The sequence below is a fragment of the Rathayibacter sp. PhB151 genome, from assembly GCF_004366415.1.
Classification (GTDB): domain Bacteria; phylum Actinomycetota; class Actinomycetes; order Actinomycetales; family Microbacteriaceae; genus Rathayibacter; species Rathayibacter festucae.
The window spans coordinates 188,620-214,331 of the sequence record NZ_SOEN01000010.1 but is presented as its reverse complement, the minus strand read 5'-3'; the positions used below and the strand labels follow the sequence as shown (position 1 = coordinate 214,331).

The window sequence follows — 25,712 nt, the reverse complement described above, 5'->3', positions numbered from 1 at the left end:
CGCGCGGGCGCGGGGGCCTCCAGGCGACGGGTCGCGCCCGGCTGGACACGTCCAGCGGGTCCACGTACACTCGTCTGCGGTAGTCGAACGCTGCCAGGATTCACAGCGCCCGAGGCGGTTGCTGAGGCTCCCGAAGACGTTCGACTCCTCCTCGGATGCTCGCAACGGCATCCATAGGGCGGTGGCTCAATTGGTAGAGCAGCGGTCTCCAAAACCGCAGGTTGCAGGTTCGAGCCCTGTCCGCCCTGCACATCGATGCCCGTCGCTCGCGGTCCCCGCGATGCAGCGGTCATCGGTCCAGGACCGCCCACGGGCGGTCGGCCACACCGGAGGTTCCGGTGCGGGAAAGGTGCGTGCAGGTGGCCGGGAAAGCAGTCGACGAGCCGAGCGAGGACGTCGTCGCGATCGCCAATCAGCAGCGCGAGGCGCGGCGCAGTCCGTTCGCGCGCATCGCCCTCTTCATCCGGCAGGTCATCGCCGAGCTGAAGAAGGTCGTCACGCCGACGCGCAAGGAGCTCGGCAACTACGTCGTCGTGGTCCTGATCTTCGTCGTGATCATGATGGCGCTGGTGTCGCTGCTGGACTGGGTGTTCGCGCTCGCCGTGACCTACGTGTTCGGCACACCGGCGTCCTGACCCCCGCCACCCGACCCGGGAGCGTCCCGTCCGCACGAGCGGGGGACGCCGACGGCAGCGGCACGCGATTCCCGACGGGACGCGGCCGATCGATCGAGAGAGAGTTACGAGTGTCTGACAGAAACCGCGACGACGTCGACTGGGTCACCGCCGCCGAGCAGTCGTCCGAGGTCGACGAGGTTCAGGAGGGCGACACCCAGATCCAGGCTGAGGACGCCGTCGAGCCCGCCGAGGAGGGCGCCCTGAGCGTCATCGACGAGAACGAGTCCGAGGACGACCTCGCGTCGGACCTCGAGGCCGCGCTCGACGCGATCGGCTCCGTGGACGACCCCGAGGCCGACTCGGCCGTCGACGAGGCAGCGCACATCGACACCGTCGAGGAGGCCGAAGCGGCCCTCGAGGCCGTCGAGGACGAGGCCGAGGTCGCCGCGGAGGACGCGGAGGCCGAGGGCGAGGACCTCGCCGACATCGACCCGTACGAGGCGTTCCGCGCCGAGCTGCGCGGCAAGATGGGCAAGTGGTACGTCATCCACTCCTACGCGGGCTTCGAGAAGCGCGTGAAGTCGAACATCGAGAACCGCAAGGTCTCCCTCGAGGCCGAGGACTACATCTTCGAGGTCCAGGTCCCGATGGAGGACGTGGTCGAGATCAAGAACGGCCAGCGCAAGATGGTCACCCGCGTGCGCATCCCCGGCTACGTGCTGGTGCGCATGGACCTCAACGAGGACTCGTGGTCGGTCGTCCGGCACACCCCGGGCGTCACCGGATTCGTGGGCAACGCCCACAACCCGACGCCGCTGCGCTTCGAGGAGGCCTTCACGATGCTGAAGAGCCTGGTCGAGATCAAGGAGGTCGCGCCGTCCAAGACGGCCGGCGTCAAGGGTCAGAAGCAGACGCAGCGCGTGCTGCCCGCCGAGGTCGACTTCGAGATCGGCGAGACCATCACGATCAAGGAGGGCTCGTTCGCGGGTCTTCCCGGCTCGATCAGCGAGATCAAGCCCGAGAGCGGCAAGCTCACGGTGCTCGTGTCGCTCTTCGAGCGCGAGACCCCGGTCGAGCTGTCGTTCGACCAGGTCACCAAGCTCTGACGACGGACCCCCGTCCGGCCGAGGCCCTTCCCGCACTGTCGGGGAGGGCCTCCGCCGTGTAAGCTCGTACGGGTTTTCGTGTCGGCGCCCGTCCGCGTGCGCGCCGACCGACCCTCCTCCACCGCGATCCGGCCCCGCCGGGTGCGCGGGAGAGCGGCCGGGAGCCCCCGACCACTCGAACCCTGAGAAAAGGAATCCTGAATGGCCCCCAAGAAGAAGGTCACCGGCCTGATCAAGCTCCAGATCAAGGCGGGCGCCGCTAACCCGGCCCCCCCGATCGGTCCGGCGCTCGGTCAGCACGGCGTCAACATCATGGAGTTCTGCAAGGCGTACAACGCGCAGACCGAGTCGCAGCGCGGCAACGTCATCCCCGTCGAGATCACCGTCTACGAGGACCGCTCGTTCACCTTCATCCTGAAGACCCCGCCCGCGGCGGAGCTCATCAAGAAGGCCGCCGGCGTCGCCAAGGGCTCGTCGACCCCGCACACCGTGAAGGTCGCGAAGCTCACCATGGCGCAGGTCCGCGAGATCGCCGAGGCCAAGCAGGCCGACCTGAACGCGAACGACATCGAGGCCGCCTCGAAGATCATCGCGGGCACCGCTCGGTCGATGGGCATCACGGTCGAGTAGTGCGGCGCACTGCTCGACCGTGATGCCCATCAAAGGCGGCAGCCCGGCGATCCAGTGGATCGCCGAACGCGGAAGAGCGTGTGACGTGACGGCGACCCCTCAATGGGGTCGCATGACACTCGTGCAGAGTCGGTTCCGACGCAGCACTACAGAACTCCAACATCCCGTGGGAGAGCCCGCCAGGCTCTAGAACCACATTCTCGTTTCAAGGAGAAACAACATGGCACAGAAGTCGAAGGCCTACCGGGCCGCCGCCGCCAAGCTCGAAGAGGGCAAGTTCTACACCGCCGACGAGGCCGTCGCGCTCGCGCGCGAGACCGGCTCCGCGAAGTTCAACAGCACCGTCGAGGTCGCGCTCAAGCTCGGGGTCGACCCGCGCAAGGCCGACCAGATGGTCCGCGGCACGGTCATCCTGCCGCACGGCACGGGCAAGACCGCCCGCGTCATCGTGTTCGCGACCGGTCCGGCCGCTGAGGCCGCGATCGCCGCGGGCGCCGACGAGGTCGGCGGCGCCGAGCTCATCGAGAAGGTCGCCGGCGGCTACACCTCGTTCGACTCCGCGGTCTCGACCCCGGAGCTCATGGGCCAGGTCGGCCGTCTCGGAAAGGTGCTCGGCCCCCGCGGCCTCATGCCCAACCCGAAGACCGGCACCGTGACCCCGGACGTGGCTCGCGCCGTGACCGAGATCAAGGGCGGAAAGATCGAGTTCCGCGTCGACAAGCACGCCAACGTGCACCTCGTCGTCGGCAAGGCCGCCTTCACGGAGGAGCAGCTCCAGGAGAACTTCAAGACGGCTCTCGACGAGATCGTCCGCCTGAAGCCGTCCTCCTCGAAGGGCCGCTACATCCAGAAGGCCGCCGTCTCGACGACCTTCGGCCCCGGCATCCCGCTGGACGTCAACGTCCTGGCCTGAGCCTCGGCACAGCACTGAGCTGCGCAAGCAGAGACGGGAGGGGATCCGCTTCGGCGGGTCCCCTCCTTCGTCGTTCCGGGGGAGTCGCGCGCGCCGGGCATACTGAACGGCGTGTCCGACTCCCTGCCCCCGATCGCCGACCCCGTGACCGTCCGCCGCGCCTCGGCCGCTGACGCGGAGGAGCTCGCCGCGGTCGCGGCCGCGACGTTCCCGCTCGCCTGCCCGCCGCACGTCACGGAGGAGGCGAAGGCGGACTTCATCCGCACCGTGCTGTCGGTCGAGCGCTTCCGCGGCTACCTCGCTGATCCCGGCCGCGTGCTGTTCCTGGCGGAGGACGACCCCGGGGCGCTCGGCTACACGATGCTCGTGCGGGGCGAGCCGTCCGACCCCGAGGCGGCGGTCGCGGTCGCGGTCCGGCCGACGATCGAGCTGAGCAAGTGCTACGCGCTGCCCGACCGGCACGGCTCGGGCATCGCGGCACGGCTGATGGCCGCGACCCTGGACGAGGCGCGCGCGATCGGCGCCCTCAGCGTCTGGCTCGGCGTGAACCAGGAGAACGAGCGCGCGCGTCGCTTCTACGCGAAGCACGGCTTCGTGCCCGTCGGCGTCCGGCACTTCCTCGTCGGCGGCCGCCTCGAGGAGGACTTCGTCCTCGAGCGCCCCCTGCCCTGACGTCCTGCTCCCCTTCGCGAGATGCCACTTGTGCACGCCCGACACGGCGTGTCGCGTGCACAAGTGGCATCTCGCGGGAGGGGAGGGGGGCGGGTCAGCCCTCGGCGACCGTGAGGACGAGCTTGCCGCGGGTGTGGCCGGTCTCGAGCTGCGCGTGCGCGGCGCCGGCGGCGGAGAGCGGGAAGACGCCGTCGATGAAGACGCGGACGTCGCCGGACTCCAGCAGGCGTGAGACGACGCCGAGGGTGGCGCCGTCGGGGGCGACGCGGAAGGTGGAGGCGCGGACTCCCGCGGCCGCCGCCTCCTCGAAGAACTCCGGCCAGCTGCCGGTCGGCGCGTTGACGATCAGCCCACCGGGGCGCAGCACCGACAGTGATCGGGAGCCCGTGCTGTCGTGCACGTTGCCGACGAGGTCGATCACCACGTCGACGCCGTGCAGCAGCTCGTCGAAGCGCTCCGTGGTGTGGTCGATGACCTGATCGGCGCCGAGCTCGCGCAGCCACTGCAGGTTGCGGGTCGAGCCGGTCGCGATCACCGACGCGCCGAAGTAGGCGGCGAACTGCACCGCGAAGTGCCCGACGCCGCCCGAGCCTGCGTGGATGAGGATCCGCTGGCCCTCGTGCGCCTTCGCCAGCTCGACGACCATGCCCCAGGCGGTCAGCGCAGCGAGCGGCACCCCCGCCGCCTCGACGTGCGAGAGCGTCGACGGCTTGCGGGCCAGCGAGACGCTCGGGACGCTGACGTACTCGGCGTAGGAGCCGGAGTAGCGCGGCACCATCACGAAGCCGTAGACCTCGTCGCCGGGGCGCAGCGGGTGCGCCGGATAGGGGCTCGAGACGACGATGCCGGAGAAGTCGTGGCCGAGCACCGCCGGGTAGGAGGGGATCTGCGCGGCGACTCCCTTTCCCGCGCGCGTCTTCACATCGAGCGGATTCACTCCCGCCGCGATCACCTTGACGGCGAACTCGGCGTTGATCGCGGTCGGCGTGGGCACCGTCGCCAGGTGGAGGACCGAGCAGTCGCCCGGGGCGTCGATGACCGCCGCCGTCATCGTCTCGGGGAGCACCACCTCCTCCGGGATGTCGCCGATCGCGAGGCCGTGGCCGAGCGCGCTGTTGTGCATCATCGCCCTTTCCTGATCCGGCGCCGGTGGTCCTTCGAGCAGGCGGGAGGCGGCTGTCCGCCCCGACCGACCCCGCTTCCGCGCGCCGCGTTCAGTCAAGCCCGGTAATGAGTCCGGGCTGTTTCGGCGGTGTCACCCCTCGGAGAAGAAAGCCTTCCTGTCCCCCGTACGGGAGGGGAGGGCGGCGACCCGGTCCTCGGATGGCACTCCCTGTGCTGTCTGGCACCATGAAGGGGTGCGACGACGAGCGAACGGCCCCCTTCTCGTGGTGGGGGCGCTCCTGGTCCTCGCGGGACTCGCCCTGCTGCTGGCAGCCCGCTTCAGCATCGGCACCAGCCGCTGGGTCTACGTCAGCGAGATGGGCGCGCCGGACCTGCCGACCGCCGGGACGTTCCGCATCGCCCTTCTGCTGGTCGCGGCGGGCGGCGTCGCGATCGCGATCGGGGCGCGAGCGGTGCGGACGCGGCTGCTGCCCGGCTTCCGGCCCGCGCTGGCGATCCTCCTCGCCGCGCTGTGCTTCGCGCTCGCCTCGCAGGTGACCTGCTCGGCGGGCTGCCCACTCCCGGTCGGACCGCGGTTCAGCTGGCAGGACCTGATCCACACCTCGGCCGCGGTGCTCGGCTTCTCCGCGGCCTGCCTGGCGATGCTGCAGCTCGCCACCGCGCGGGAGCGGCCCGGCGTCGCGCGGCTCTCGCTGGTCGCGGGCGTCGCGGTGGCCCTGGTCGCCGGGACCGGCGCGATCTTCTCGCTGCTGCGGCTCTGGCTGGGCGTGGGCGGCACGCTCGAGTTCGTCGCGACGGCCATCGCCGTGCTGTGGCTGGCCGTCGTCGGGCTGGTGCTGGCGGGCGAGGAGTTCAGGGGAGCACGCTCGAGCGAGCGGGGAGTCGCCCGCGAGGACCTCAGCGGCCGAGCCACTCCCGGACGTGACCGCGGATCCGCTCCTGCTGCTGCGACAGACCGGCGTCCCGCGACGGGACCCGCTCGAGGTCTGCGTCCGGAAGAGCCCTAGCCCACTGCTCGGCGACCGCCACCGGGTGCACCGGGTCGCGGTCGGCCGCGATCACGAGCGTGCGCGCGATGACCTCGCCGAGCTCGCCGGAGTCGCGGTAGGCGGCGTTCCGCGGGATCTCGGCCAGGCGGACGGCCCGCTCCTGCGCCTGCGGCGACCGGAACTGCAGGCAGAGCGCCTCCGCCGACGCGGGTGACACCTGGGCCGCGCGCTCGAAGAGGCCGGAGGCGCGGAAGAGCCGCTCGCCGCGCTTGGCGCCATGGTCGTGCAGCAGCTGCGCGATGACGGGGAAGACCGTGAGGTTGTCCGGCAGCGGCTCCGCGGTGAAGGCGGGGCGGACGAACACGGCGCGGTCGATCGGCAGGACCTTCCGGCTGGCGAGCCGCAGGGCGATCGCGGCGCCCATCGAGATGCCGAGGACGGTGAGCGGCTTGTGCGCGGCTCCGGCCCGGATCACGTGCTCGGTGACCTCGTCGGCCAGGGCGTCGAGCGAGAAGTCGGCCGCGTCGCCGATCAGCTCGGAGGCGCCGTGCGCCCGGACGTCCGGGGCGATCACCTCCGTGCCGGCTGGCAGGGCCGCGCGCAGGAGGCCGAGCGGCTGGGAGCGGTCGCCGCCCAGGCCGTGCAGGAGCAGGGCGGTCACCGCCGGCCCGCGCGCGTTCTCTCGTGCAGCTCGGCCATCAGCATGCCGGCGAGGCGGACCAGCACGTGGATCTCGTCCTCGTCGCGGTCGACCCAGCGGAACTCGGGGACGGCGTCGATCGGCACGAAGTCGCGGTGCTGCTCCCAGACGACGAGAGTGCGCTCAGCGCCGAGGACGTACTGCTGCCAGAAGACCTGGCGCAGGTAGTGGCGCGGGATGCTGCGCCACTGCTTCGAGGTCGTCTTAATCTCGCAGAGCTCGAGGCGGCCGTCCTCGCGGAGGCCGATGCCGTCGGGGGTGGCCAGGTGCCGGCGCTCCTGGCTCGCGTGGAAGAGGGTGCTGCTCGGCTCGATGGCGTGCTCGCGGAGCACCCAGGCGGCGATCTCCGGCTCGCGAGCGCGGCCGTGGTCGGTGAAGGCGTTGCCGCTGAAGCTCGACCCGTAGAGCTTGTCGAGCGCGGCGCGATCGATGGCCGCGGGGGAGGACAGGCGCGCGACGTCGGTCGCGGTGATGCCCCGCGAGCGGGCGCGCAGCCAGGCGACGCGGTCGGAGGAGTCGGCGACCACTCGGCGGAGGTGCGGCGGCTTCGCGTCCACGAAGACGGGTTGCGTCTCCCAGGGGAACGAGAGCTGCAGATCGGGCACCGATTCATTCTCTGCCTGTCGGGCCGTCCTGCCCAACCGGCACGCCGTCGGCGGGGGGAGGTGCGATTGCACGTCAGGGCGCCGCGCACTGTCCTGGAGCATCGCTACCATGCCGGATGGCTTCCTTCACCTCGGACGTGATCCTGCTCTGCCTCACCCGCGACGGCGCCTGGGCGGGCGGCGGCACCGGCCCCTCGGAGGCGGCCGGAGCGGCTGCCGTGGCCGATGCGGTGCTCTCCGGAGCGCTGCGCCTCGAGGAGGGGCGGCTCGTCACGGTCGAGGCGTCCCGGGTGCCTGCGGCGCTGGCCGCCGTGCTCGAGCGCACCACGGATCCGGGCGCCGTCGTCGGTGAGCTGGGCGAGGACGCGCTCCGGGCCGGGCTCGAGGAGCTCGAGGCGCGCGGCGATCTGACCGTGCAGCGCTCGCGGTTCCTCGGGATGCTGCCGACCGTGCGGATCACGGTGCTCGACAACGAGCGGCGCAGTGCGCTCCTCGCCGAGCTGACCGCCCTCGTCGAGGGCGAGCCGGCGGGGGAGCGCGGCGTCCTCGCCTTCGCGATCCTGGACGCCGCGCGCATCCTGCCCTTCGTCCGGGCGGTCTCGGAGGAGCGGCGCGTCGAGATCCTCCGCGGGGCGATCGACGCCGGCGGTCTCGCCGAGGGGGCGGCGCGGTCGGTCGAGCAGCTGCGGGTCGCGGTCTACACCTCCGTCTTCGCGGCCGGCCCGCTCCGCTGAGCGGCCCGCCGTCCCCGCCGCCAGCGGCGTGAGCGGACGCGGAGCGGGGCGCGAGGCGCGCGCACACCCCGAGAGGCGTCCGGTCGGGGTCGGCGCCACGAGCGAGAGGACGCGAACAGGGGTCGGCGGATCTCGCGGAGCCCGTCGACCGTCCACTCGACGACGGAGCACGCGGAGCGGTCAGGCGCTGAGGAAGGCGTCGACCTCGGTGGGGGAGAGCAGGTGGCGGCGGACCATCAGGGCGGCGCCGCGGACGCCGCCGCCGGTGTCGCCGGAGGCCTGCACGATGTCGAGGGCGCGGGTCGCCAGGGGGAGGGAGCGGCGGTAGACCACCTCGCGGACGCCGGCGAGGACCTCGTGGCTCGCCTCCGCGATGCTGCCGCCGATGACGATGACGGAGGGGTTGAGCAGGTTGACGCAGGTCGCGAGCACCTCGCCGAGGTCGCGGCCGGCGGCGCGGGTCAGCTCGACGGTGGTCGGCTCGCCGGCGGTGAGCAGGGCGACGACGTCGGAGGTCCGGGCGACCGGGAGGCCGGCGGCGGTGTGCAGGCCTGCGGCGGTGAGGCGGCGGGCGATGGCCGAGCCGCTCGCGATCGCCTCGAGGTCGGCCTCGCCGCGGTCGCCGGGCACCTGCACGTGGCCGAGATCGCCCGCCGCGCCGAGGGCGCCGCGCTGGAGGGCGCCGCCGCTGACGATGCCGGCGCCGATGCCGGTGGAGACCTTCACGTAGAGGAGGTCGTCGACGTCGGCGTAGTGCGCGGCGTGCTCGCCGAGCGCGAGCAGGTTCACGTCGTTGTCGACGAGGACGGGGACGGCGAGGCGGCGGCCGACCGCGGCGGGGATGTCGAAGCGGTCCCAGCCGGGCATGATCGGCGGCTTCACCGGGCGGCCGGTCGCGTGCTCGACCGGCCCGGGGACGCCGACGCCGACGCCCGCGAGCGGACCGGCGCCGGGGGTCTGTGCGAGCAGCGCGTCGGCGACGTCGAGGGCGTGGCCGAGGACGACCTGCGGGCCGTCGGCGATCGCGATCGCCTCGCGCCGCTCGGCCAGGACGCGGCCGTCGAGGTCCGTCAGGGCGACGGTGGCGTGCGCGGCACCGAAGTCGATGACGAGGAGGCTGCGCGCGCGGGCGTCGAAGGCGACGCGGCCGGCCGGGCGCCCGCCGGAGGAGGGGGCGTCGTCGCGGCGGGCGACGAGGCCCGTCGCGATCAGCGTGTCGAGCTGCGCGGAGACGGCGGCACGGGGCAGGCCGGTCTCGGCGACGACGTCGGCCCGGGTGCGCGGCGCCCCGTCGGCGAGCAGGAGCAGCAGCTCGCCCACCGCGCTGATCGAGGAGCGGCGGCGCGGGGACATGGCTGGAGTCAACCACAAGGGGGTCGGCTTCTGCGCGTCGGGAGCACGCTTTCCCGCGCCGCGGACCGGGGTTTTGCTTGGCGGGAAGCAAAAGTCCGCGTAGGGTCGGGGGACCAATGTTCGTCGTCGATCAGGAGCACCCCCCGGTGGCCACACCCTCAGACCTCTCCGTCCAGCTCTACTCGGTCCGCGACGCGCTCGCGGAGGACCTGCCGGCCGCGCTGGACCGGCTCGCCGGACTCGGCTTCACGAAGGTCGAGCTGTTCGACCTGGTGAACCGCGCCGACGCCTACCGCTCCGCCCTCCCGGCCGCCGGCCTCACCGCGCCGAGCGCGCACGCCCGGCTGCTCGAGACCGGGGCGCCGGTCGAGGAGATCCTCGACATCGCCGCCTCGCTCGGGGTGCAGACCGTGATCGACCCGATGGTCGACCCGGAGCGCTGGACCAGCGCCGATGGCGTGAAGGCGATCGCCGACGAGCTCAACGGGCTCGTCGACTCCGCCGCCTCGCGCGGGCTGGCGCTCGGCTACCACAATCACGCCTTCGAGTTCGAGAACCGCGTCGACGGCCGCAGCGCCTTCGAGCACCTCGCCGGCCTGCTCGACCCGCGCATCGTCCTCGAGCTGGACACCTACTGGGCCGCGGTCGGCGGTGACGACCCGGTCGAGGTGCTCGGCCGCCTCGGCGATCGCGTGCGGTTCCTGCACGTGAAGGACGGGCCGATCTCGAAGGAGACGTCCGAGCAGCTGCCCGCGGGCGAGGGGGCGATGGACGTCCCGGCGATCCTCGCCGCCGCCCCGCAGGCCCTGGCCGTCCTCGAGTTCGACGCCTACGCGGGCGACGTCTTCGAGGGCCTCGCCTCCGGCCTCCGCTACGTCTCGGAGCTCGGCGCATGAGCGGCGCGGGGCGCGTCGGCGTCGGCGTCATCGGCGCCGGCAACATCAGCACGCAGTACCTGACCAACCTCACCGTCTTCCCCGACCTCGAGGTCCTCTTCGTCGCCGACATCGACCTCGAGCGCGCGAAGGCGCAGGCCGAGGCGTTCGGCGTGCCGGCCTCCGGCACGGTGGACGAGCTGCTCGCGCACCCCGGCATCGAGATCGTGGTGAACCTCACGATCCCGGCCGCGCACGTCGAGGTCGCGCGCAAGGCCGTCGAGGCGGGCAAGCACGTCTGGACCGAGAAGCCGTTCTCGCTCGACCGCGACAGCGGAGTGGAGCTGCTCGCGCTCGCGAAGGAGAAGGGGCTGCGCGTCGCGACGGCGCCCGACACCTTCCTCGGTGCCGGCCTGCAGACCGCGCAGCGCCTCATCGAGGGCGGAGCCATCGGCACGCCGCTCTCGGCGATCACGCTCTTCCAGGGCCCCGGCCCCGAGGGCTGGCACCCGAACCCCGAGTTCTTCTTCACCACCGGCGGCGGACCGCTGCTGGACATGGGGCCGTACTACATCACGACCCTCGTGCAGAACCTCGGCCCGGTCGAGAGCGTGACCGCGGTCTCCTCGCAGGCCCGGGCGACCCGGACGGTCGGCTCGGGCCCGCGCGAGGGCACCGAGTTCCCCGTGACGATCCCGACGCACATCGGCGGGCTCCTGCGCTTCGAGTCCGGCGCCTCGGCGCAGGGCGTCTGGAGCTTCGAGTCGAGCCTGCCGCGGATGGGCTTCGTCGAGATCAACGGCTCGGAGGGCACCCTCGTGCTCCCCGACCCGAACATGCACGACGGCGAGCTGACGCTGTACCGGCGCGGGGAGTCCGAGCCGGAGGTCGTCCAGGCGACCGGCTCGACCGCCTCGCGCGGGACCGGTGTGCTCGAGCTCGCGCGGGCCATCCGCGCCGACCGTCCCGAGGCGGCCTCGGGCGACCTGGCGTACCACGTGACCGACGTGATGCTGTCGCTGCTCGAGGCCGCCGAGACCGGCGAGAAGGTGCTCGTGGAGAGCACCGTCGCGCCTCGCCCCGCTCTGCCCGAGGACTGGGACCCGAGCGAAGCGACGCTCGTCTGATGGGCGGACCCCTGCGGGTCGGCGTGCTCGGCGGCGGCTTCATGGCCGCCGTGCACAGCCGCGCGGCCCGCAGTGCGGGCGCGGTGCTCGCGGGCATCGCCTCCTCCAGCCCGGCGAAGGGCGAGCGGGCGGCCGGCGAGCTCGGCTTCGAGATCGCCTACGACGACGCTCGCGCGCTGATCGAGGACGACTCGATCGACGTCGTGCACGTCTGCACGCCGAACGGGACGCACGCCGAGCTCGCCCTGGCGGCGATCGCGGCGGGCAAGCACGTGGTCTGCGAGAAGCCGCTCGCGGCGACGACAGCGGAGGCGACCGCGCTCGTCGACGCCGCGTCGGCCGCCGGAGTGGTCGCCACGGTGCCGTTCGCCTACCGGTTCCACCCCATGGTGCGCGAGGCGCGGGCGCGGGTCGCGGCCGGTGAGACCGGGCGGCTCGTGACGGTGCGCGGGAGCTACCTGCAGGACTGGCTGCTCGGCGCCTCCGACGACAACTGGCGCGTCGACCCGGCGGCGGGCGGGCGCTCGCGCGCCTTCGCCGACATCGGCTCGCACCTGGTCGATCTGCTCGAGTTCGTGACCGGCGAGCGGATCGCGGCGCTCGCCTCGCTCACGAGCACGGTGCATGCGGAGCGCGGCGGGCGTGTCGTCGAGACGGAGGACGCGGCCGGGGTGATCGTCCGCCTCGCGGGCGGCGCCGTCGGCACGCTGCTCGTCTCGCAGGTGACCGCCGGGCACCGGAACGAGCTGGTGCTCGAGGTCTCGGGGCTCGAGGAGTCGCTGCGGTTCGAGCAGGAGCTGCCGGAGACGCTGTGGGTCGGGCGGCGCGACAGCGCGACGCTCGTTCCGCGCGACGGGTCGATCCTCCGCCCGGATGCGGCGCGGCTCTCGATCGTGCCGAGCGGGCATCCGATGGGCTACCAGGACGCGTTCACCGCGTTCGCCCGGGACACCTACGCCGCCGTCGCGGGCGCCGAGGTCGAGGGCCTGCCGACCTTCGCCGACGGCCTGCGCGCCGCCCGCATCACCGACGCCGTCCTCGACGCCTCGGCGGCGGGCGCCTGGGTGGACGTGCCGGCCTAGCCGCCTCCGCGAGATGCCACTTGTGCACGCCTTTCACGGCGTGTCGCGTGCACAGGTGGCATCTCGCGGCAGTCCGGCCTACGCGGACTCGGCGTCCTTCGCGGCTCGCTCGGACTTGAGGCGGGCCTGCTCGCGGCGGACCTCGGCGTAGGAGTTCTGCTCGACGCGGAGCCACTCGGGGACCTCGTCGAGGAGGGCCTGGATCTGCTCGGTGGTCAGAGCCTCGTCGATGCCGCCGCGGGCGAGACCCGAGATCGAGACGTTGAGGCGCGAGGCGATGACGGGGCGCGGGTGCGGGCCGGTCTCGCGGAGCTTCGTCAGCCACTCGGGCGGGTTCGCGACGAGGTCGTCGTACTGCTCGCGGGTGATCGCCGACTCCTGGAACTCCTCCGGAGTCGCGGGGAGGAAGATCTGGAGCTTCTTCGCCGCGGTCGCAGCCTTCATCGTCTGTGTCGCCTTGGCCATGCGGCAACCCTACCGGTGGGCGCGCAGCACCTACCCTGGACGGATGAGCGACGAGCCGGACCCCCGCGAGCAGCCGGCACCCCGCGAGGACGCGGTCGGCCTGGACGACGGGGCCGAAGCCGCCGAGACGGACCTCGAGACGCCGGAGATGGTCGACGTCGAGCCGGACGACATCGAGCCCGACGACGTCGAGCCCGAGGGTCCCGCGCTCCGGATCGCCCTGGTGCCCGGCGTCACGCCGAGCAAGTGGACCCGCGTCTGGTCCGAGCGCCGCCCCGACCTGCGGCTCCGCGTGCTCCCGATCGCGGAGAGCGAGCAGGAGGAGGTGCTGCGCGACGGCCGCGCGCAGATCGTCTTCGTCCGCGGGGACGTGCGCAGCGACTCCGTCAGCTCGATCCTCCTCTACGAGGAGCAGCCCGTCGCGATCCTGCCCCGCGACCACCCGTTCGCCGACGCCGAGGAGATGGACGTCGCCGATCTCGCCGACGAGCACCTGCTGCAGGAGCCGGAGGCGGTGCCGGAGTGGGCGGCGCTCGCCGCGGAGATCGCGGACGGCACCCGCCGGGCGCTGCCGCGGATGGCCGGCCTCGACGACGCCGTCGAGCAGGTCGCCGCAGGGGTCGGCGTGCTGATCGTGCCGCAGTCCGTCGCCCGCGTGCACAGCCGGAAGGACGTGCGGGTCGTCCCCGTCTCGGGCGTGGCGCCCACCAGCGTCCGGCTCGCCTGGGCGACCGAGGACAAGACCGACGACGTCGAGGACTTCATCGGCGTGGTCCGCGGCCGCAGCGCGAACACCACGCGCGGCACGGCGGCGACCCCGAAGGTCGAGTCGCGGGCGAAGGCGGCGAAGGCGAAGGCCCGCGAGGCGCGGGAGAAGGCCGAGAAGGCGGGCGGCGGGAAGAAGAAGCCGGCCCGACCCGGCGGTACCGCGCGGCCGGCGGTGCGGCGGACCCGGAAGCCCCGTGGGCGCTGAGCCCGACCGGGTTCCGCGCTGGAGCCTCCGGGCGGGGCGGCTCGACGACGCTCCGGTGATCGCCGAGCTGCGCGCCGTGGTGATGCGGCCCGATCTCGAGCGGCTCGACCGCTACGACGAGCACCGGGTGCGGCACCGGTTCCTGGACGGCTACCGGCCCGAGCACACCCGCGTGATCGAGGTGGACGGCGGGCTCGTCGGCTGCATCGCCTCGCGCCTCGAGGACGACGCGGTCTGGATCGAGCACTTCTACCTCGCGACCGCCGCGCAGGGGCGCGGTATCGGGGCGGCTGTGCTCCGGCGGGTGATGCTCGAGGACGGGCGCGCCGACCGGCCGTTCCGCCTGGACGTGCTGCGGGGGAGCGCCGCCCGGCGGCTCTACGAGCGGCACGGCTTCCGCTGGGAGCGTCCCGAGGGGGAGTGGGACGAGATCCTCGTCGCGCCGCCGCTCGCGGCTGCGGCGGGCTGACCGCGACTCCGGAGCACCTCCGGAGCACCTCCGGCTCGCGGAATCGGCTCCGGCTCGCGGGAATCGGCCGTTCCGGCGAGCCGGACGAGGTTCCGCGTGCCGGAGGTCCACCAGGGGGTGCGCTCCCGGCTCGCGGGGCTAGGGTGCGCAGATGCCCACGAGCGATGAGACCTGGACCCTGGCCGACCACGATGTACCGGTGTACGGCAGCGGAGAGGGCGGGCGCGTCCTGATCCTGATCCACGAGGTGTGGGGGGTCGACGGCCACATCCGCTCGGTCGCCGACCGGTACGCGGCCGAGGGCTTCCGGGTCGTCGCGCCCGAGCTGCTCGCCGACAGCGGGCTGCTCGAGCAGCTCGAGACCGAGCAGCGCGCGGACTACGACCACCCGGTCCGCCGGCTGCCGCGCCAGGTGGAGCTGCGGACGTTCTTCGCCCCGGTGTTCACGCCGCAGCACGCGGTGCGGACGATCGCGATCCTCCGGGCGCTGGTCGAGCGGCTCCTGCGCGAGGAGCAGACGACGAGCGTCTCCGTCACCGGCTTCTGCTACGGCGGCACCTTCAGCTGGGCCCTCGCGCTCGCGGAGCCGCGCGTGGCGGCGGCCGTGCCGTTCTACGGGCACAACACGGCCTCGGCGGAGGAGCTCGGCTCGCTGCGCGTGCCGGTCCTCGCCTTCTATGGCGATCAGGACGCTCCGCTGATGGAGCAGGTCCCCGGGATTCGGGAGGCGACCGAGGGCAAGGACGTCGAGCTCGTCGTCTACCCGGGAGCGGGGCACGCGTTCTTCAACGACGCGAACGAGGGCACGTACCGAGCGGACGCGGCGACCGACGCGTGGCCGCGTGCGCTGGCGTTCCTGCGGGAGCACGCGGGCTGAGGCGGTCGGCGGCACGTCCGCCGAGCTGTGCCCGCACACTTGCTGATCGAGTAGCCCGCGCAGCGGGCGTATCGAGATCCACCGACGTCAGGACGTGAGTCTGCAGATCCGCCCTGTCGGGGACGGCGGGTCTCGATACGCCCCTGCGGGGCTACTCGACCAGCATGGTGTGCTGGCGTCTCTTGCGAGGAGGTCCGCCGGCGGCGGAGCTGTCGGTGACGGCGGGTCTCGATACGCCCCAGCATGTGTGCTCCTCCGCCGTCAGGCGACGTCGCGGACGTGGCCGGCCTTGAGGTGCAGGCGGCGCTGGGCGCGGCGGGCGACGGCGGAGTCGTGGGTGACGATGACGAGGGTGAGGCCGAGGTCCTTCCAGAGGGTCTCGAGCAGGGTCATGATGTCGTCGCGAGTGTCCTCGTCGAGGGCGCCGGTCGGCTCGTCGGCGAGGAGCACCGTCGGGTTCTTGACTAGTGCGCGGGCGATGGCGACGCGCTGCTGCTGACCGCCGGAGAGCTCGGCGGGCAGGTGGTCGAGCCGGTCGGCGAGGCCGACGGAGGCGAGGGCCGCCTTCGCCCGCTCGGCCCGCTCCGCCCGGGAGACGCGCTGGGGAGCGAGGGCCGTCTCCACGTTCTCGAGCGCGGTGAGCGTCGGGATCAGATTGAAGCTCTGGAAGACGATCCCCACCTCCCGCGCCCGGATCGCGGCGAGGCGCGCGTCGCCCGCCGAGGAGATCTCGTGCTCGCCGAGGACGACGGTGCCCGAGGTGGGGCGGTCGAGGGCGCCGAGCATCTGCAGCAGCGTCGACTTGCCGCCGCCGGTCGGGCCCTGGATCGCGACCATCTGCCCGTCGGGGATCGTGAGGGTGACGTCCTTCAGCGCGGTGACCGTCGTCTTCGCTCCGTCGTAGCTCTTGGTGACGTTCGTCAGGGTGTACATGCGGGTGTCCTTCCGGGGACGAGGAGTCGAGGAGTCGAGGGGGTCAGCCGACCGAGCGGAGCGCGGCGGCGGGGCGCAGGCGCGAGGCGCGCCAGCCGCCGAGGGCACCGGCGAGCAGTCCGCCGAGGACGGCGAGGCCGACCGCGAGCAGGATCACCGGCACGGTGACGGGGAGCGAGAGCGCCACCTCGGTGGCCGTGGCGGTCTGCGCGGCGCCGGGGCCGCCTCCGCCGAAGCCGCCGCCGGGACCGCCGGCGCCCATCGCCGAGGTGGTGGTGGAGGTGCCCGAGAGCGTGGGCGCGATCAGATTCACGATCGTGACGCCGACGAGCCCGAGGACGATGCCCGCGGCGCCGCCGATCAGCCCCTGGACGACGGACTCGCCGGCCACCTGGCGGACGATCGCGCCGTTGCTCCAGCCGATCGCCTTGAGCGTGCCGAACTCGCGGGTGCGCCGGGTGACGCCGGAGACGGTGAACAGGATCGCGATCAGGAACGCGGCGGCGAGGACCAGCAGTGAGAGCCAGGTGCCGAGGTTCGCCACGAGGCTGCCCGCGGTGGAGAGCGAGCCGGAGACGCTCGAGGCGAGGTCGGCCTGCGTCGAGACGGTCGCGTCGGGCAGCGCGGTCTGCAGGGCGGTCTGGATCGAGGAGATGTCCTCGGAGGAGGCCGCCTGGACGTAGACCGAGGAGATCAGTCCGGCCTGGCCGGAGAGGGTCTGGGCGACGTCGAGCGGGATGTAGGTGTCGGAGGCGGTGCTCGCGTCGGTCGAGTCGGTCGTGACGATGCCGATGACGCTGAAATCGGTGCCGCCGATGTCGACGGTCGAGCCGACGGACAGCGAGGCCGTGGTCGCGTAGGAGGAGTCCACGACGACGACGTCCTGGCCCGCGTCGTCGGCGGTGAAGGTGCGGCCGTCCGTCAGGCTCACGTCGGCCAGGGGGCCGATCGCGGAGCCGGCCGGGTCGAGGCCGAGCACCGAGAAGGAGTCGACGCCGAAGGAGGAGCCCCCCGCGCCGTCCGGGCCGCCCGCGGGCGCCTCGCCGGCCGCCGGAGCGGTGCCTGCGGTGCCCTGGCCCGTCGCGCCGTCGGTGCCGCCCTGCTGGGCGGAGTCGGGCAGCTGCCCGCTGAAGGTCGTGTTGTTCAGCGCGAGGACGCCGATCGCGGCGGAGACGTCGGTCACGCCCTGCGCGGTGGCGACGGCCGAGGCGTCGAACGTGGTCGTGCCGCGGTCGGGCTCGAGGCGCGACTGGCTGACGGAGGTGGTGCCGTCGTCGGTCGTCCCGTCGGTGGAGCCGAAGTCGAAGCGCTGGCCGGGGGCCTCGCCCTCCGTCGGCGCGGCGGCGGCCTGGGTGACGGTGATGTCGGTGCCGACGCCGTAGACGGACTCGAGGACCGAGGCCTGGGCGCTGCGGACTCCGGCGGAGAACGAGGTGACGAGGATCACGAGGGCGATGGCGAGCGCCATGCCGGCGGCGATGATCATCGTCTGCCGGCGGCGGTTGGTCAGCTCTCGCCGGAGATAGGTGGCGAACATGGCGTCCTTCGGTCGGGGAGGCCGAGCGGTGGGGTCCGCTCGACGTCCCGACAGTAGGAACGCGCGCTATCCGTGCCGTTGCGGCGGGCTATCGGTCTCCGATGAGCCGCGGGGCTCCGTCTCAGTGAGCGGGTCGCCTCCGCGGTGCACCGCGGTCAGCTGGTGCTCATCGTCCCCGCCGACCTCGGCGTCTTCGCGGTCCTGCTCAGCCGCACCGGCCGGCAGGAGCTGCGCGACCGGACGGCGCGCGAGCTGGGACCGGTGCTCGCCGAGGAGGCCGCGCGCGGCGTCCCGCTGCTTCGGGCGCTGGAGCTCCAGGTGCTGCTGCGGCTGCGGCGCGCCGCGGAGGACCTCGACGACGCCTGAGCCGGCGGCAGATCCGGCGACGGAACCGTCCCTCGCCGACAGCGGTGCGCTCTTCCGCGCCACCTGACGAGAGGCCGCGGGGGTCCGGCGCGCGCGCCCGCAGCGCCCCGGCCGACGGGCGAACCCGGACGTCGGGGCGCCGACGCCCGGAACGGCGCGGAATCCCCTGCTCGGGCTCCCAGCGGACGCTCCAGCAGCTCCCTGGCCATGTCCAGTTCGAGTCATCCTCGCTCTCCTGCATCCGTGTAGTCCGGAGGAGGACATCTCCCTAGGTTTCCCCTTGTCCGGACGCGGGGGGCTCCTCCGACGCACGGCTTCCGACCCCAGCCCTCGAAAGGGGAACCGTGCCCGAGAACTCCCTCTCCCGCCGCACTCTCGCCAAGACCGCTGCGTGGAGCGTCCCGGTCGTCGCCGTGGCGATGGCCACGCCCGCCGCCGCCGCGTCGAACGCGACCGTCGACATCGTCGTCTCGCGCGCCTGCCGGACGCTCACCATCGGCGGCGTCGTGCCGCGCTTCACCGTGTCCGCGGCGACCGGCAACATCCCCGCCGGCACGACCTTCACACTGACCAGCCCCCGCCTGGCCGATGTGGGCGTCTCGGCCACGGGTGCGACCGTCGGCGTGCTCGTCAACAACACCATCACCTTCACCATCGCGACGGCGACTCCGTCGGCGATCATCGACATCACCGGCGTCCTCGGCGTCTTCGCGGTGGCCGAGTTCCGGCTCTCCCTCGCCAGCGTCCCCGCCGGCTACACGGAGACCAACACGGGGAACAACGCCGCGGCCACCAACCTCACCGGTCTCTCCGCCTTCCCGCTGACCGGCTTCGTCGGGGTCTGCCTCCCGATCTAGGTCTCGATCACCTGAGCGGGGCGACCTCGGTCGTTCCCGGTGATCGCACCACCACAGGAGCGCCAGGACCGGTTCGGGGTCCTGGCGCTTCTGCGTTCCCGGACGCCCTCCCGCCGTCGTTCCCGTCCTCGGGGCTTCCCCCTGCCTCCCGCGCGGCCCTAGGCTCGCGCCACCCGGTACGAACCGATGGAGGCGCGATCATGACGGCGACCAGCGAGAAGACGGCACCTCCCGAGCTCAAGCGGGTCCTCGGCCCCAAGCTCCTCCTCCTCTTCGTGGTGGGGGACATCCTCGGCACCGGCATCTACGCGCTGACCGGGCAGGTCGCCTCGGAGGTGGGCGGTGCCGCCTGGCTGCCGTTCGTGATCGCCTTCGTCGTCGCGACGCTCACCGCCTGCTCCTACCTCGAGCTGGTGACCAAGTTCCCGCAGGCCGCCGGCGCCGCGCTCTACGCGCACAAGGCGTTCGGGATCCACTTCGTCACCTTCCTGGTCTGCTTCACCGTGATGGCGAGCGGGATCACCTCGGCCTCGGCCGCCTCCGGCGCGTTCGCCAGCAACTTCGCGATCGGCTTCGGCCTCGGCGACGGCGCAGGCACGCGGCTGAGCATCGCGCTGATCTTCATGGTCTGCATCGCGCTGGTGAATCTGCGCGGAGTCGCGGAGAGCGTCGGCCTCAACGTCGTGCTCACCCTGATCGAGCTGTCGGGCCTGCTGCTGGTGATCTTCGTCTGCTTCTTCGCGGTCTTCGGCGGCCAGGCCGACTTCTCCCGGGTCGTCGCGTTCGAGACCCCGGAGGACAAGTCGCTCCTGCTCGCGATCAGCACCGCCACCTCGCTGGCCTTCTTCGCGATGGTCGGCTTCGAGGACTCGGTCAACATGGCCGAGGAGACCAAGGATCCGAGCCGCATCTTCCCGAAGGTGATGCTGACCGGTCTCGGCATCACCGCCGTCGTCTACGTGCTGGTCTCGACGCTCGCCGTCGCGATCGTGCCGATCGGCGAGCTGGCCGGCAAACGACACCCCGCTCGTGACGGTCGTGGAGACCGCCGCGCCGGACTTCCCGATCTCGACGCTGCTGCCCTTCATCTCCCTCTTCGCCGTCGCGAACAGCGCGCTGATCAACATGATGATGGCCAGCCGACTGCTCTACGGGATGAGCAAGCAGGGCGTGCTGCCGCCGTTCCTGAAGAACGTGCTGGCCGGCCGACGGACGCCGTGGGCGGCGATCCTGTTCACCACCGTCCTCGCGCTGCTGCTCACCGCGTACGTGTCGCGCGACCCCTCCGACCCGATCGCGGTCCTGCTCGGCGGCACCACGTCGCTGCTGCTGCTCGCGGTCTTCGCGGTGGTGAACGTCGCGGTGCTCGTGCTGCGGCGCCAGCCGGTCGACCACGAGCACTTCCGGACGCCGACGGTGCTGCCGGTGCTCGGCGCGATCGCCTGCCTCTACCTGGTGCTGCCGATCACCTCCGGCCGCGACATCGCGCAGTACGAGATCGCGGGCGTGCTGCTCGTGATCGGCGTGCTGCTCTGGTTCGCGACCTTCATCGACCGGCGCGTCCGCGGCTACGCCCGCTCGGCCGTCGTCGAGCCGGAGGAGTTCGACGCGGACCCCGCCGACGAGCCCGCGCCGAAGTCGAAGCGCTAGGGCTCGCCCGGGCCGGCGTCCGGCAGTCGCCGGCTCCTGCCCTCGACCTTTCTCGGTCGACGGGTAGAATCACGGGGAACGAAGGGGGCCCTCGATGGTGACGAAGACCGCAGAGCGCGTCGCAGCGGCACCCTCCGGAGTGCGTCGCGAACGGATCGAGACCGCTGTCCACTCGGCGGCGATGGAGGGTCTCGCGGTCACGGAGGAGTGGCGCGAGGACGCGGCCGACTACGTCGCGGGCGAGATCGACGAATCCGAGCTCGTCGAGCGCACGCGCGCTCGGTACGGCCTCGTCTGACCTCGGTACGACTCGTCCGACGTGGATCCGTACATCGATCCCGACACGGGTCTGCTGCGCAACCTCGTCGGGTGTCGAACGAAGGTCGACCTCGATTCCGCCGAGGCCGACCTTTCGTCTTCCCGCCTCGCCGAGCTGCTCGCGAGACCTCCGCAGCCGACGGGAGATCTCAATGAGCTGATGGCGATCCATCGACAGCTGTTCCAGGACGTCTACCCGTGGGCCGGTCGGCTGCGCACGATTGACATGGCGAAGAACATCGCCGGCGCCGCCCACTTCCAGGCGGCGTCCGCTGTCCCGACCGGCGTCGGGTGGGTCGCTCTGCAGCTCCGCGACGCGGACATGCTCCGCGGCCTCGAACGCGGTCCCTTCATCGAGAAGCTCTCCGAGCTCTACGACGCGCTGAACTACGCGCATCCGTTCCGCGAGGGCAACGGACGTACGCAGCGCGTCTTCTGGACGCGTATCGCCCGAGACGCCGGATGGGAGCTCGACTGGAGCAGGACGACAGGCGCCGTCAATGACGACGCGTGCCGCGCCGCGATGGAGCAGTCCGATCTGGCGCCGATGCTGGCCATGTTCGAGAGCATCACCCGGCCGGTCGATCACTCGGAGTCGCCGGGTCGATCCGGCTCGTCGCGGCGTCTGTCGTTCCCCTCCGCGCCGTCCGCAGTCGCGGCCGCACGCGCGCTCGTCGAGGGTGGACCACCCGCGCCGCTGCCGAGACGCCGCGCCAGGGGTCACCGGCCGCCGGACGCGGGTCGCTGACGGGAGCTGTGCCCGGCTGCGCACGGGTCTGCTCTCGACGATCACCCGGCACATCCGGGGAAGCCATCGAGATCCACCCGTGGCAGACGACGGGTCTGCAGACCGCTCCGCCGAGGTCGGTGTGCTCCTCCTGTCGGGCGTCACGGCCCGGTGGGCCTCGAGCGCTCGGGTCCGACGATCAGCTCGACGTCCGCGCCGACGCCCGCGAGGAGGTCCCAGAACTTGGGGCAGGTCTTGTCGACGGAGCGCGGGTGGTCGAGCGCTGCTCCCGCTCCGCCGAGAGCGACGAGGGCCGTGGACATGGCGACGCGGTGGTCGTCGCGGGTGCCGATCTCGGCGGAGCGCGGGGCGCCGGGGTGGATCAGCCAGCCGTCCGGGCGCTCCTCGACCTCGATCCCGAAGGCGGTCAACGCGGCGGTGAGGGCGTCGATCCGATCGCACTCGTGCTGCCGGATGTGCTCCACTCCGACGATCTCGGTCGGGGCGTCGGCGAAGACGGCGAGCGCGGCGGTCGTCAGCGCGACGTCGGAGCAGTCGTTGAGGTCGAGTCGCGCACCGCCGCGCAGGCGGTCGAGATCGCCGGGCCGTGTGACGGTCACGCCGCGACCGCCGTCGTTCCAGACGCTCTCGCAGCCGAACCGCTCGAGGATCTCGAGGAAGCGCGTGTCGGGCTGCCGGCTCGCGCGCTCGACGTTCGGCAGGTGGATCGACCCGCCGAGGATCGCGGGGAGCGCGGCGAAGTAGGAGGCGGTCGACGCGTCCGCCTCGATCTCCAGGTCGGTCGCAGAGGTGGGTCCCGCGTGCACGGTGATCGAGCGGCGGTCGGCGCTCCGCTCGACGGTCGCGCCGAAGCGGCGGAGCGAGTCGACGGTCATGTCGACGTAGGCGCCCTGGACGACGGCGCCCCGCGCGCGAACGGTGACGTCGCGGTCGAGCAGCGGCGCCGAGAGGAGCAGCCCGCTGAGGTACTGGCTGGAGACGCCGCCGTCGACCTCGATCGACGCGGGCGCGCGGCCGCCACCCCGGACGCGCAGTGGGTAGCGGTCGGGCTCGCCGAGGGTGGTGAGCGCGCCGGGGAACGACTCGAGCGCGGCGAACAGGCCGGCCATCGGGCGCCGCGTCATCTGCTCGCTCGCGGTCAGCGTCCACTCGCCCGGCCCGCCGAAGGCGAGGAAGCAGGGCAGGAAGCGGGCGATCGTGCCCGCCGATCCGACGTGCAGCTCTGCCCGATCGACAGGGCGGAGGGCACCGAGCCCGGTGACCGAGATCGTGTCGTCCTCGTCGACCACCGTGGCGCCCAGTGCACGAGCGACGGTCGCGCCGTGCCAGGTGTCGTCGCTGCGGAGGGGGGCCGCAGCACCGACGTGCCCTGCGCAGCGAGGGCGAGGACGATCGCCCGGTTCGTCAGGCTCTTGCTCCCGGGGAGCGTGACGGAGCCCGAGACGGCGGTGTCCAGCGGCCGCACGATCGCGCGCGAGGAATCCTGCATCGTTCTGCTCCGTCCGTCCGGGCGCGCGAGTGCGCGCCCGCTGCACGATAGCGGCGGGCGATCTGCCCGCTGTCCGTGGTGGCGCGCGGTGCGGCGGTCACCGCCGCGCTTCTTCGGCCGCGCACAGCCGGGCCATCGTCCGGGCATAGCGCGCTCATAGGAAACTCCTGATACTGGGGAGACATGAGCACCCCGGCCCCCTCGAAGCACCTCGCCTCCGCGCAGCGCACCCGCCTCAAGCGAGCGGACGGCACGCCGATCCGCGTCCTCGTCGTCGACGACGAGAGCACCCTCACCGATCTGCTGCAGATGGCGCTGCGCTACGAGGGCTGGGAGGTGCGCACCGCCGCCGAGGGCCGCTCCGCGATCACGATCACCCGCGAGTTCCGCCCCGACGTCATCGTGCTCGACGTGATGCTGCCGGACATCGACGGGCTGCAGGTGCTCCAGCGGATCCGCGCGGACGGCAGCGAGACCCCCGTCCTCTTCCTCACCGCCAAGGACGCGCTCGATGACCGGATCGCCGGGCTCACCGCCGGCGGCGACGACTACGTCACCAAGCCGTTCTCCCTCGAGGAGCTCGTCGCCCGGATGCGCGGGCTCATCCGCCGCTCCACCCTGCTCGCCAACGACGCCGACGACCCCGAGGTCGTGGTGGGCGACCTCGTCCTCAACGAGGACAGCCACGAGGTGCGCCGGGCCGGCACCGACATCGAGCTGACCGCGACCGAGTTCGAGCTGCTGCGCTTCCTGATGCGGAACCCCCGCCGCGTGCTGAGCAAGGCGCAGATCCTCGACCGCGTCTGGTCCTACGACTTCGGCGGCAAGTCGAGTGTCGTCGAGATCTACATCTCCTACCTCCGCAAGAAGATCGACGCGGGGCGCTCGCCCATGATCCACACGGTCCGCGGCGCCGGCTACCTGCTGAAGCCCGCCGAGCAGTGACGACCGGGGGCGGGCGGCTGCGGCCCACACTCGGCGACTTCGCGACCCGGTCGGCCCTGCGCCGCTCGAACGCGTCCCGACGCGCGCCCTGGACGCTGCGGCGCCGGATGGTCGTCGCCGTCGTCGCGCTGGTCGCGGTGATCGCGGGGATCGTCGGGACGGTCAGCGTGCTGTCGCTGCGCGGCATCCTCTACGACAACGCGGAGACGCAGCTCTCGGAGTCGCTGGACCGGCTGGCCGGCTTCGACGGGCCGGGCCAGTTCGCCGGCTCCAGCGCGATCGAGCGCGCGACCACCTGCCCGAGCGGCGACTTCGCGGGGCGGCCCAATCAGGACACCCAGACGATCACGGCGGTGCTCGGGGCGTCCGGCGCCTACACCGGCGCGTACATCGACAGCTCCGGGGCCTGCCAGGAGTTCGCCGACCCGGCCGACTCCGTGCTTGCCGCCGCGGTCGCCGACGCCGGTGACGCGACCACCCTCGATCTCGGCGACGCCCTCGGCCAGTACCGCGCCGAGGCGCGCGTGATCGACGGCTCGGTCGTGATCGTCGGAGTGCCCCTCGGCGAGGCCGAGGACACGCTCCGGACCCTGACCACCGTGGTGGTCGTCGTCGTCCTGCTCGCGATGCTGCTGGTCGCCCTGATCGCGACCGCGATCATCCGGGTGGCGCTGCGGCCGCTCGAGCGGGTGGAGGCGACGGCGACCCGCGTCGCCGAGCTGCCGCTCGAGCGCGGCGAGGTCGAGCTGATCGAGCGGGTGCCGGAGGAGGACGCCGACGTCCGCACCGAGGTGGGCCGGGTGGGTGCCGCCTTCAACCGCATGCTCGACCACGTCGGCGGTGCTCTGGAGTCGCGCCAGGCCAGCGAGAACAAGGTCCGGCAGTTCGTGGCCGACGCCTCGCACGAGCTGCGCACGCCGCTCGCGGCGATCCGCGGCTACGCCGAGCTGCCCCGCCGCGGCGACGTCGAGCTGTCGGAGTCGGCGAGCTACTCGCTCGACCGGATCGAGTCGGCCGCCACCCGGATGACCTCGCTGGTCGAGGACCTCCTCCTGCTCGCGCGCCTCGACGAGGGCCGCGATCTCGAGAAGGAGCCGGTCGACCTGACGATGGTGCTGATCGAGGCCGTGTCCGACGCCCACGTCGCCGGACCGGACCACGAGTGGGACCTCGACCTGCCGGAGGAGCCGATCGAGATCCGCGGCGACGGCTTCCGGCTGCACCAGGTGGTCGCGAACCTGCTGCGGAACGCCACCGTGCACACGCCGCCGGGCACGCGCGTCGTCGCGGCGCTCGCCGAGGACCGCGACGAGCGCGGCCGGCCGATCGCGGTGGTGACGGTCACCGACTCCGGTCCGGGGATCGACGAGGCGCTGGTGCCGGTGCTGTTCGAGCGCTTCGCCCGCGGCGACTCCTCGCGGGCGCGGACCACCGGGTCGACCGGGCTGGGCCTGGCGATCGTGGCGGCCGTCGTCGATGCGCACGGCGGGCGGGTGCTGGTCGAGTCGGAGCCCGGGCGTACGAGCTTCCGGGTGGAGCTGCCGGCGGGCTGACGCG

At 72.6% G+C, this 25,712-nt stretch carries 27 protein-coding genes, 1 tRNA gene and 1 pseudogene; 21 read left to right on the top strand and 8 right to left on the bottom strand.

Features of this window, described 5'->3' with window-relative positions:
* Positions 1–175: 175 nt before the first annotated feature.
* The 6 genes from EDF35_RS17955 (at position 176) to EDF35_RS17935 (ending at position 3,938) form a co-directional block, all read left to right on the top strand.
* Positions 176–248 (top strand) — tRNA-Trp (locus EDF35_RS17955).
* A 111-nt stretch (positions 249–359) separates the two neighbouring features.
* Positions 360–635, top strand: a complete 276-nt coding sequence (secE, locus tag EDF35_RS20930) for a preprotein translocase subunit SecE (protein WP_123447877.1) — start codon at positions 360–362, stop codon at positions 633–635.
* 110 nt (positions 636–745) lie between these two features.
* The gene (gene nusG / locus EDF35_RS17950; protein WP_166674162.1) at positions 746–1,723 is read left to right on the top strand and encodes a transcription termination/antitermination protein NusG; all 978 of its coding nucleotides are present in this window, start codon (positions 746–748) and stop codon (positions 1,721–1,723) included.
* Between the two features lie 201 nt (positions 1,724–1,924).
* A complete protein-coding gene (gene rplK, locus EDF35_RS17945) occupies positions 1,925–2,353 on the top strand; it encodes a 50S ribosomal protein L11 (protein ID WP_133963315.1) in 429 nt (142 codons plus the stop codon).
* 220 nt (positions 2,354–2,573) lie between these two features.
* A complete protein-coding gene (rplA, locus tag EDF35_RS17940; protein WP_123447821.1) occupies positions 2,574–3,266 on the top strand; it encodes a 50S ribosomal protein L1 in 693 nt (230 codons plus the stop codon).
* Positions 3,267–3,377: 111 nt separating this feature from the next.
* Positions 3,378–3,938 carry a GNAT family N-acetyltransferase gene (locus EDF35_RS17935; protein ID WP_243840051.1) on the top strand — a complete coding sequence of 187 codons (561 nt, stop codon included), beginning with the start codon at positions 3,378–3,380 and terminating at the stop codon, positions 3,936–3,938.
* 94 nt (positions 3,939–4,032) lie between these two features.
* On the opposite strand, the gene EDF35_RS17930 is transcribed toward EDF35_RS17935, so the two are convergent.
* Positions 4,033–4,989 (bottom strand): NADP-dependent oxidoreductase, encoded by a 957-nt coding sequence (locus tag EDF35_RS17930; RefSeq protein WP_133963354.1) that lies wholly within the window; start codon positions 4,987–4,989, stop codon positions 4,033–4,035.
* A 307-nt stretch (positions 4,990–5,296) separates the two neighbouring features.
* Between EDF35_RS17930 and EDF35_RS17925 the strand changes: the two genes are divergently transcribed.
* Positions 5,297–6,070: a DUF998 domain-containing protein gene (locus EDF35_RS17925; protein WP_133963314.1), complete on the top strand. Its 774-nt coding sequence runs from the start codon at positions 5,297–5,299 to the stop codon at positions 6,068–6,070.
* On the opposite strand, the gene EDF35_RS17920 is transcribed toward EDF35_RS17925, so the two are convergent.
* Both EDF35_RS17920 and EDF35_RS17915 read right to left on the bottom strand, forming a co-directional pair.
* Positions 5,961–6,713: an alpha/beta fold hydrolase gene (locus EDF35_RS17920; protein WP_166674161.1), complete on the bottom strand. Its 753-nt coding sequence runs from the start codon at positions 6,711–6,713 to the stop codon at positions 5,961–5,963. The two genes, EDF35_RS17925 and EDF35_RS17920, sit on opposite strands and share 110 nt — an antisense overlap.
* Positions 6,710–7,309: a YqaJ viral recombinase family protein gene (locus tag EDF35_RS17915; RefSeq protein ID WP_243581359.1), complete on the bottom strand. Its 600-nt coding sequence runs from the start codon at positions 7,307–7,309 to the stop codon at positions 6,710–6,712. Before EDF35_RS17915 ends, EDF35_RS17920 begins: the two co-directional genes overlap by 4 nt.
* Positions 7,310–7,473: 164 nt before the next feature.
* On the opposite strand from EDF35_RS17915, the gene EDF35_RS17910 reads away from it, so the two are divergent.
* Positions 7,474–8,091, top strand: coding sequence for a GPP34 family phosphoprotein (locus EDF35_RS17910; protein ID WP_133963312.1), 618 nt, complete (start codon positions 7,474–7,476; stop codon positions 8,089–8,091).
* Between the two features lie 180 nt (positions 8,092–8,271).
* Here the strand turns inward: EDF35_RS17910 and EDF35_RS17905 are convergent, their stop codons facing one another.
* On the bottom strand, positions 8,272–9,444 hold the full coding sequence (locus tag EDF35_RS17905) for an ROK family transcriptional regulator (protein WP_133963311.1): 1,173 nt from the start codon (positions 9,442–9,444) through the stop codon (positions 8,272–8,274).
* 146 nt (positions 9,445–9,590) lie between these two features.
* Between EDF35_RS17905 and EDF35_RS17900 the strand changes: the two genes are divergently transcribed.
* From EDF35_RS17900 to EDF35_RS17890, 3 genes are read left to right on the top strand one after another with little or no spacing between them, the layout of a single operon-like run.
* Complete coding sequence (locus EDF35_RS17900) at positions 9,591–10,340, top strand: sugar phosphate isomerase/epimerase (RefSeq protein ID WP_243840050.1); 750 nt, start codon at positions 9,591–9,593, stop codon at positions 10,338–10,340.
* On the top strand, positions 10,337–11,446 hold the full coding sequence (locus tag EDF35_RS17895) for a Gfo/Idh/MocA family oxidoreductase (RefSeq protein ID WP_123737381.1): 1,110 nt from the start codon (positions 10,337–10,339) through the stop codon (positions 11,444–11,446). Before EDF35_RS17900 ends, EDF35_RS17895 begins: the two co-directional genes overlap by 4 nt.
* On the top strand, positions 11,446–12,528 hold the full coding sequence (locus EDF35_RS17890; RefSeq protein ID WP_133963309.1) for a Gfo/Idh/MocA family oxidoreductase: 1,083 nt from the start codon (positions 11,446–11,448) through the stop codon (positions 12,526–12,528). Before EDF35_RS17895 ends, EDF35_RS17890 begins: the two co-directional genes overlap by 1 nt.
* 78 nt (positions 12,529–12,606) lie before the next feature.
* Here the strand turns inward: EDF35_RS17890 and EDF35_RS17885 are convergent, their stop codons facing one another.
* A complete protein-coding gene (locus EDF35_RS17885; protein ID WP_123447814.1) occupies positions 12,607–12,993 on the bottom strand; it encodes a DUF5997 family protein in 387 nt (128 codons plus the stop codon).
* A 43-nt stretch (positions 12,994–13,036) separates the two neighbouring features.
* On the opposite strand from EDF35_RS17885, the gene EDF35_RS17880 reads away from it, so the two are divergent.
* From EDF35_RS17880 to EDF35_RS17870, 3 genes are all read left to right on the top strand, one after another.
* Positions 13,037–13,966, top strand: a complete 930-nt coding sequence (locus EDF35_RS17880; RefSeq protein WP_166674160.1) for a LysR family substrate-binding domain-containing protein — start codon at positions 13,037–13,039, stop codon at positions 13,964–13,966.
* A complete protein-coding gene (locus EDF35_RS17875) occupies positions 13,956–14,435 on the top strand; it encodes a GNAT family N-acetyltransferase (RefSeq protein ID WP_243840049.1) in 480 nt (159 codons plus the stop codon). The genes EDF35_RS17880 and EDF35_RS17875 overlap by 11 nt, the downstream gene beginning before the upstream one ends.
* 151 nt (positions 14,436–14,586) lie before the next feature.
* Positions 14,587–15,312, top strand: a complete 726-nt coding sequence (locus tag EDF35_RS17870; RefSeq protein ID WP_133963307.1) for a dienelactone hydrolase family protein — start codon at positions 14,587–14,589, stop codon at positions 15,310–15,312.
* A gap of 261 nt (positions 15,313–15,573) precedes the next feature.
* Here the strand turns inward: EDF35_RS17870 and EDF35_RS17865 are convergent, their stop codons facing one another.
* Both EDF35_RS17865 and EDF35_RS17860 read right to left on the bottom strand, forming a co-directional pair.
* Complete coding sequence (locus tag EDF35_RS17865; RefSeq protein WP_133963306.1) at positions 15,574–16,245, bottom strand: ABC transporter ATP-binding protein; 672 nt, start codon at positions 16,243–16,245, stop codon at positions 15,574–15,576.
* A 43-nt stretch (positions 16,246–16,288) separates the two neighbouring features.
* Positions 16,289–17,782 (bottom strand): FtsX-like permease family protein, encoded by a 1,494-nt coding sequence (locus tag EDF35_RS17860; protein WP_123705287.1) that lies wholly within the window; start codon positions 17,780–17,782, stop codon positions 16,289–16,291.
* A gap of 144 nt (positions 17,783–17,926) precedes the next feature.
* On the opposite strand from EDF35_RS17860, the gene EDF35_RS17855 reads away from it, so the two are divergent.
* The 5 genes and pseudogenes from EDF35_RS17855 (at position 17,927) to EDF35_RS17835 (ending at position 21,721) form a co-directional block, all read left to right on the top strand.
* Positions 17,927–18,148 carry a hypothetical protein gene (locus EDF35_RS17855; protein WP_133963305.1) on the top strand — a complete coding sequence of 74 codons (222 nt, stop codon included), beginning with the start codon at positions 17,927–17,929 and terminating at the stop codon, positions 18,146–18,148.
* A gap of 344 nt (positions 18,149–18,492) precedes the next feature.
* Complete coding sequence (locus EDF35_RS17850; protein ID WP_123705285.1) at positions 18,493–19,005, top strand: hypothetical protein; 513 nt, start codon at positions 18,493–18,495, stop codon at positions 19,003–19,005.
* A 200-nt stretch (positions 19,006–19,205) separates the two neighbouring features.
* A pseudogene (locus EDF35_RS17845) lies at positions 19,206–20,655 on the top strand (APC family permease).
* Positions 20,656–20,749: 94 nt separating this feature from the next.
* Positions 20,750–20,953, top strand: a complete 204-nt coding sequence (locus EDF35_RS17840; RefSeq protein ID WP_123733691.1) for an antitoxin VbhA family protein — start codon at positions 20,750–20,752, stop codon at positions 20,951–20,953.
* 21 nt (positions 20,954–20,974) lie between these two features.
* A complete protein-coding gene (locus tag EDF35_RS17835) occupies positions 20,975–21,721 on the top strand; it encodes a Fic family protein (RefSeq protein WP_133963304.1) in 747 nt (248 codons plus the stop codon).
* A gap of 140 nt (positions 21,722–21,861) precedes the next feature.
* On the opposite strand, the gene aroA is transcribed toward EDF35_RS17835, so the two are convergent.
* Entirely contained in the window at positions 21,862–23,256 is a 1,395-nt protein-coding gene (aroA, locus tag EDF35_RS17830) for a 3-phosphoshikimate 1-carboxyvinyltransferase (RefSeq protein ID WP_166674159.1), read from the bottom strand.
* A 137-nt stretch (positions 23,257–23,393) separates the two neighbouring features.
* Between aroA and EDF35_RS17825 the strand changes: the two genes are divergently transcribed.
* Both EDF35_RS17825 and EDF35_RS17820 read left to right on the top strand, forming a co-directional pair.
* Positions 23,394–24,155: a response regulator transcription factor gene (locus EDF35_RS17825; protein ID WP_123447806.1), complete on the top strand. Its 762-nt coding sequence runs from the start codon at positions 23,394–23,396 to the stop codon at positions 24,153–24,155.
* Positions 24,152–25,708: a HAMP domain-containing sensor histidine kinase gene (locus tag EDF35_RS17820; protein WP_221181674.1), complete on the top strand. Its 1,557-nt coding sequence runs from the start codon at positions 24,152–24,154 to the stop codon at positions 25,706–25,708. Before EDF35_RS17825 ends, EDF35_RS17820 begins: the two co-directional genes overlap by 4 nt.
* The last annotated feature ends 4 nt before the right edge of the window (positions 25,709–25,712 follow it).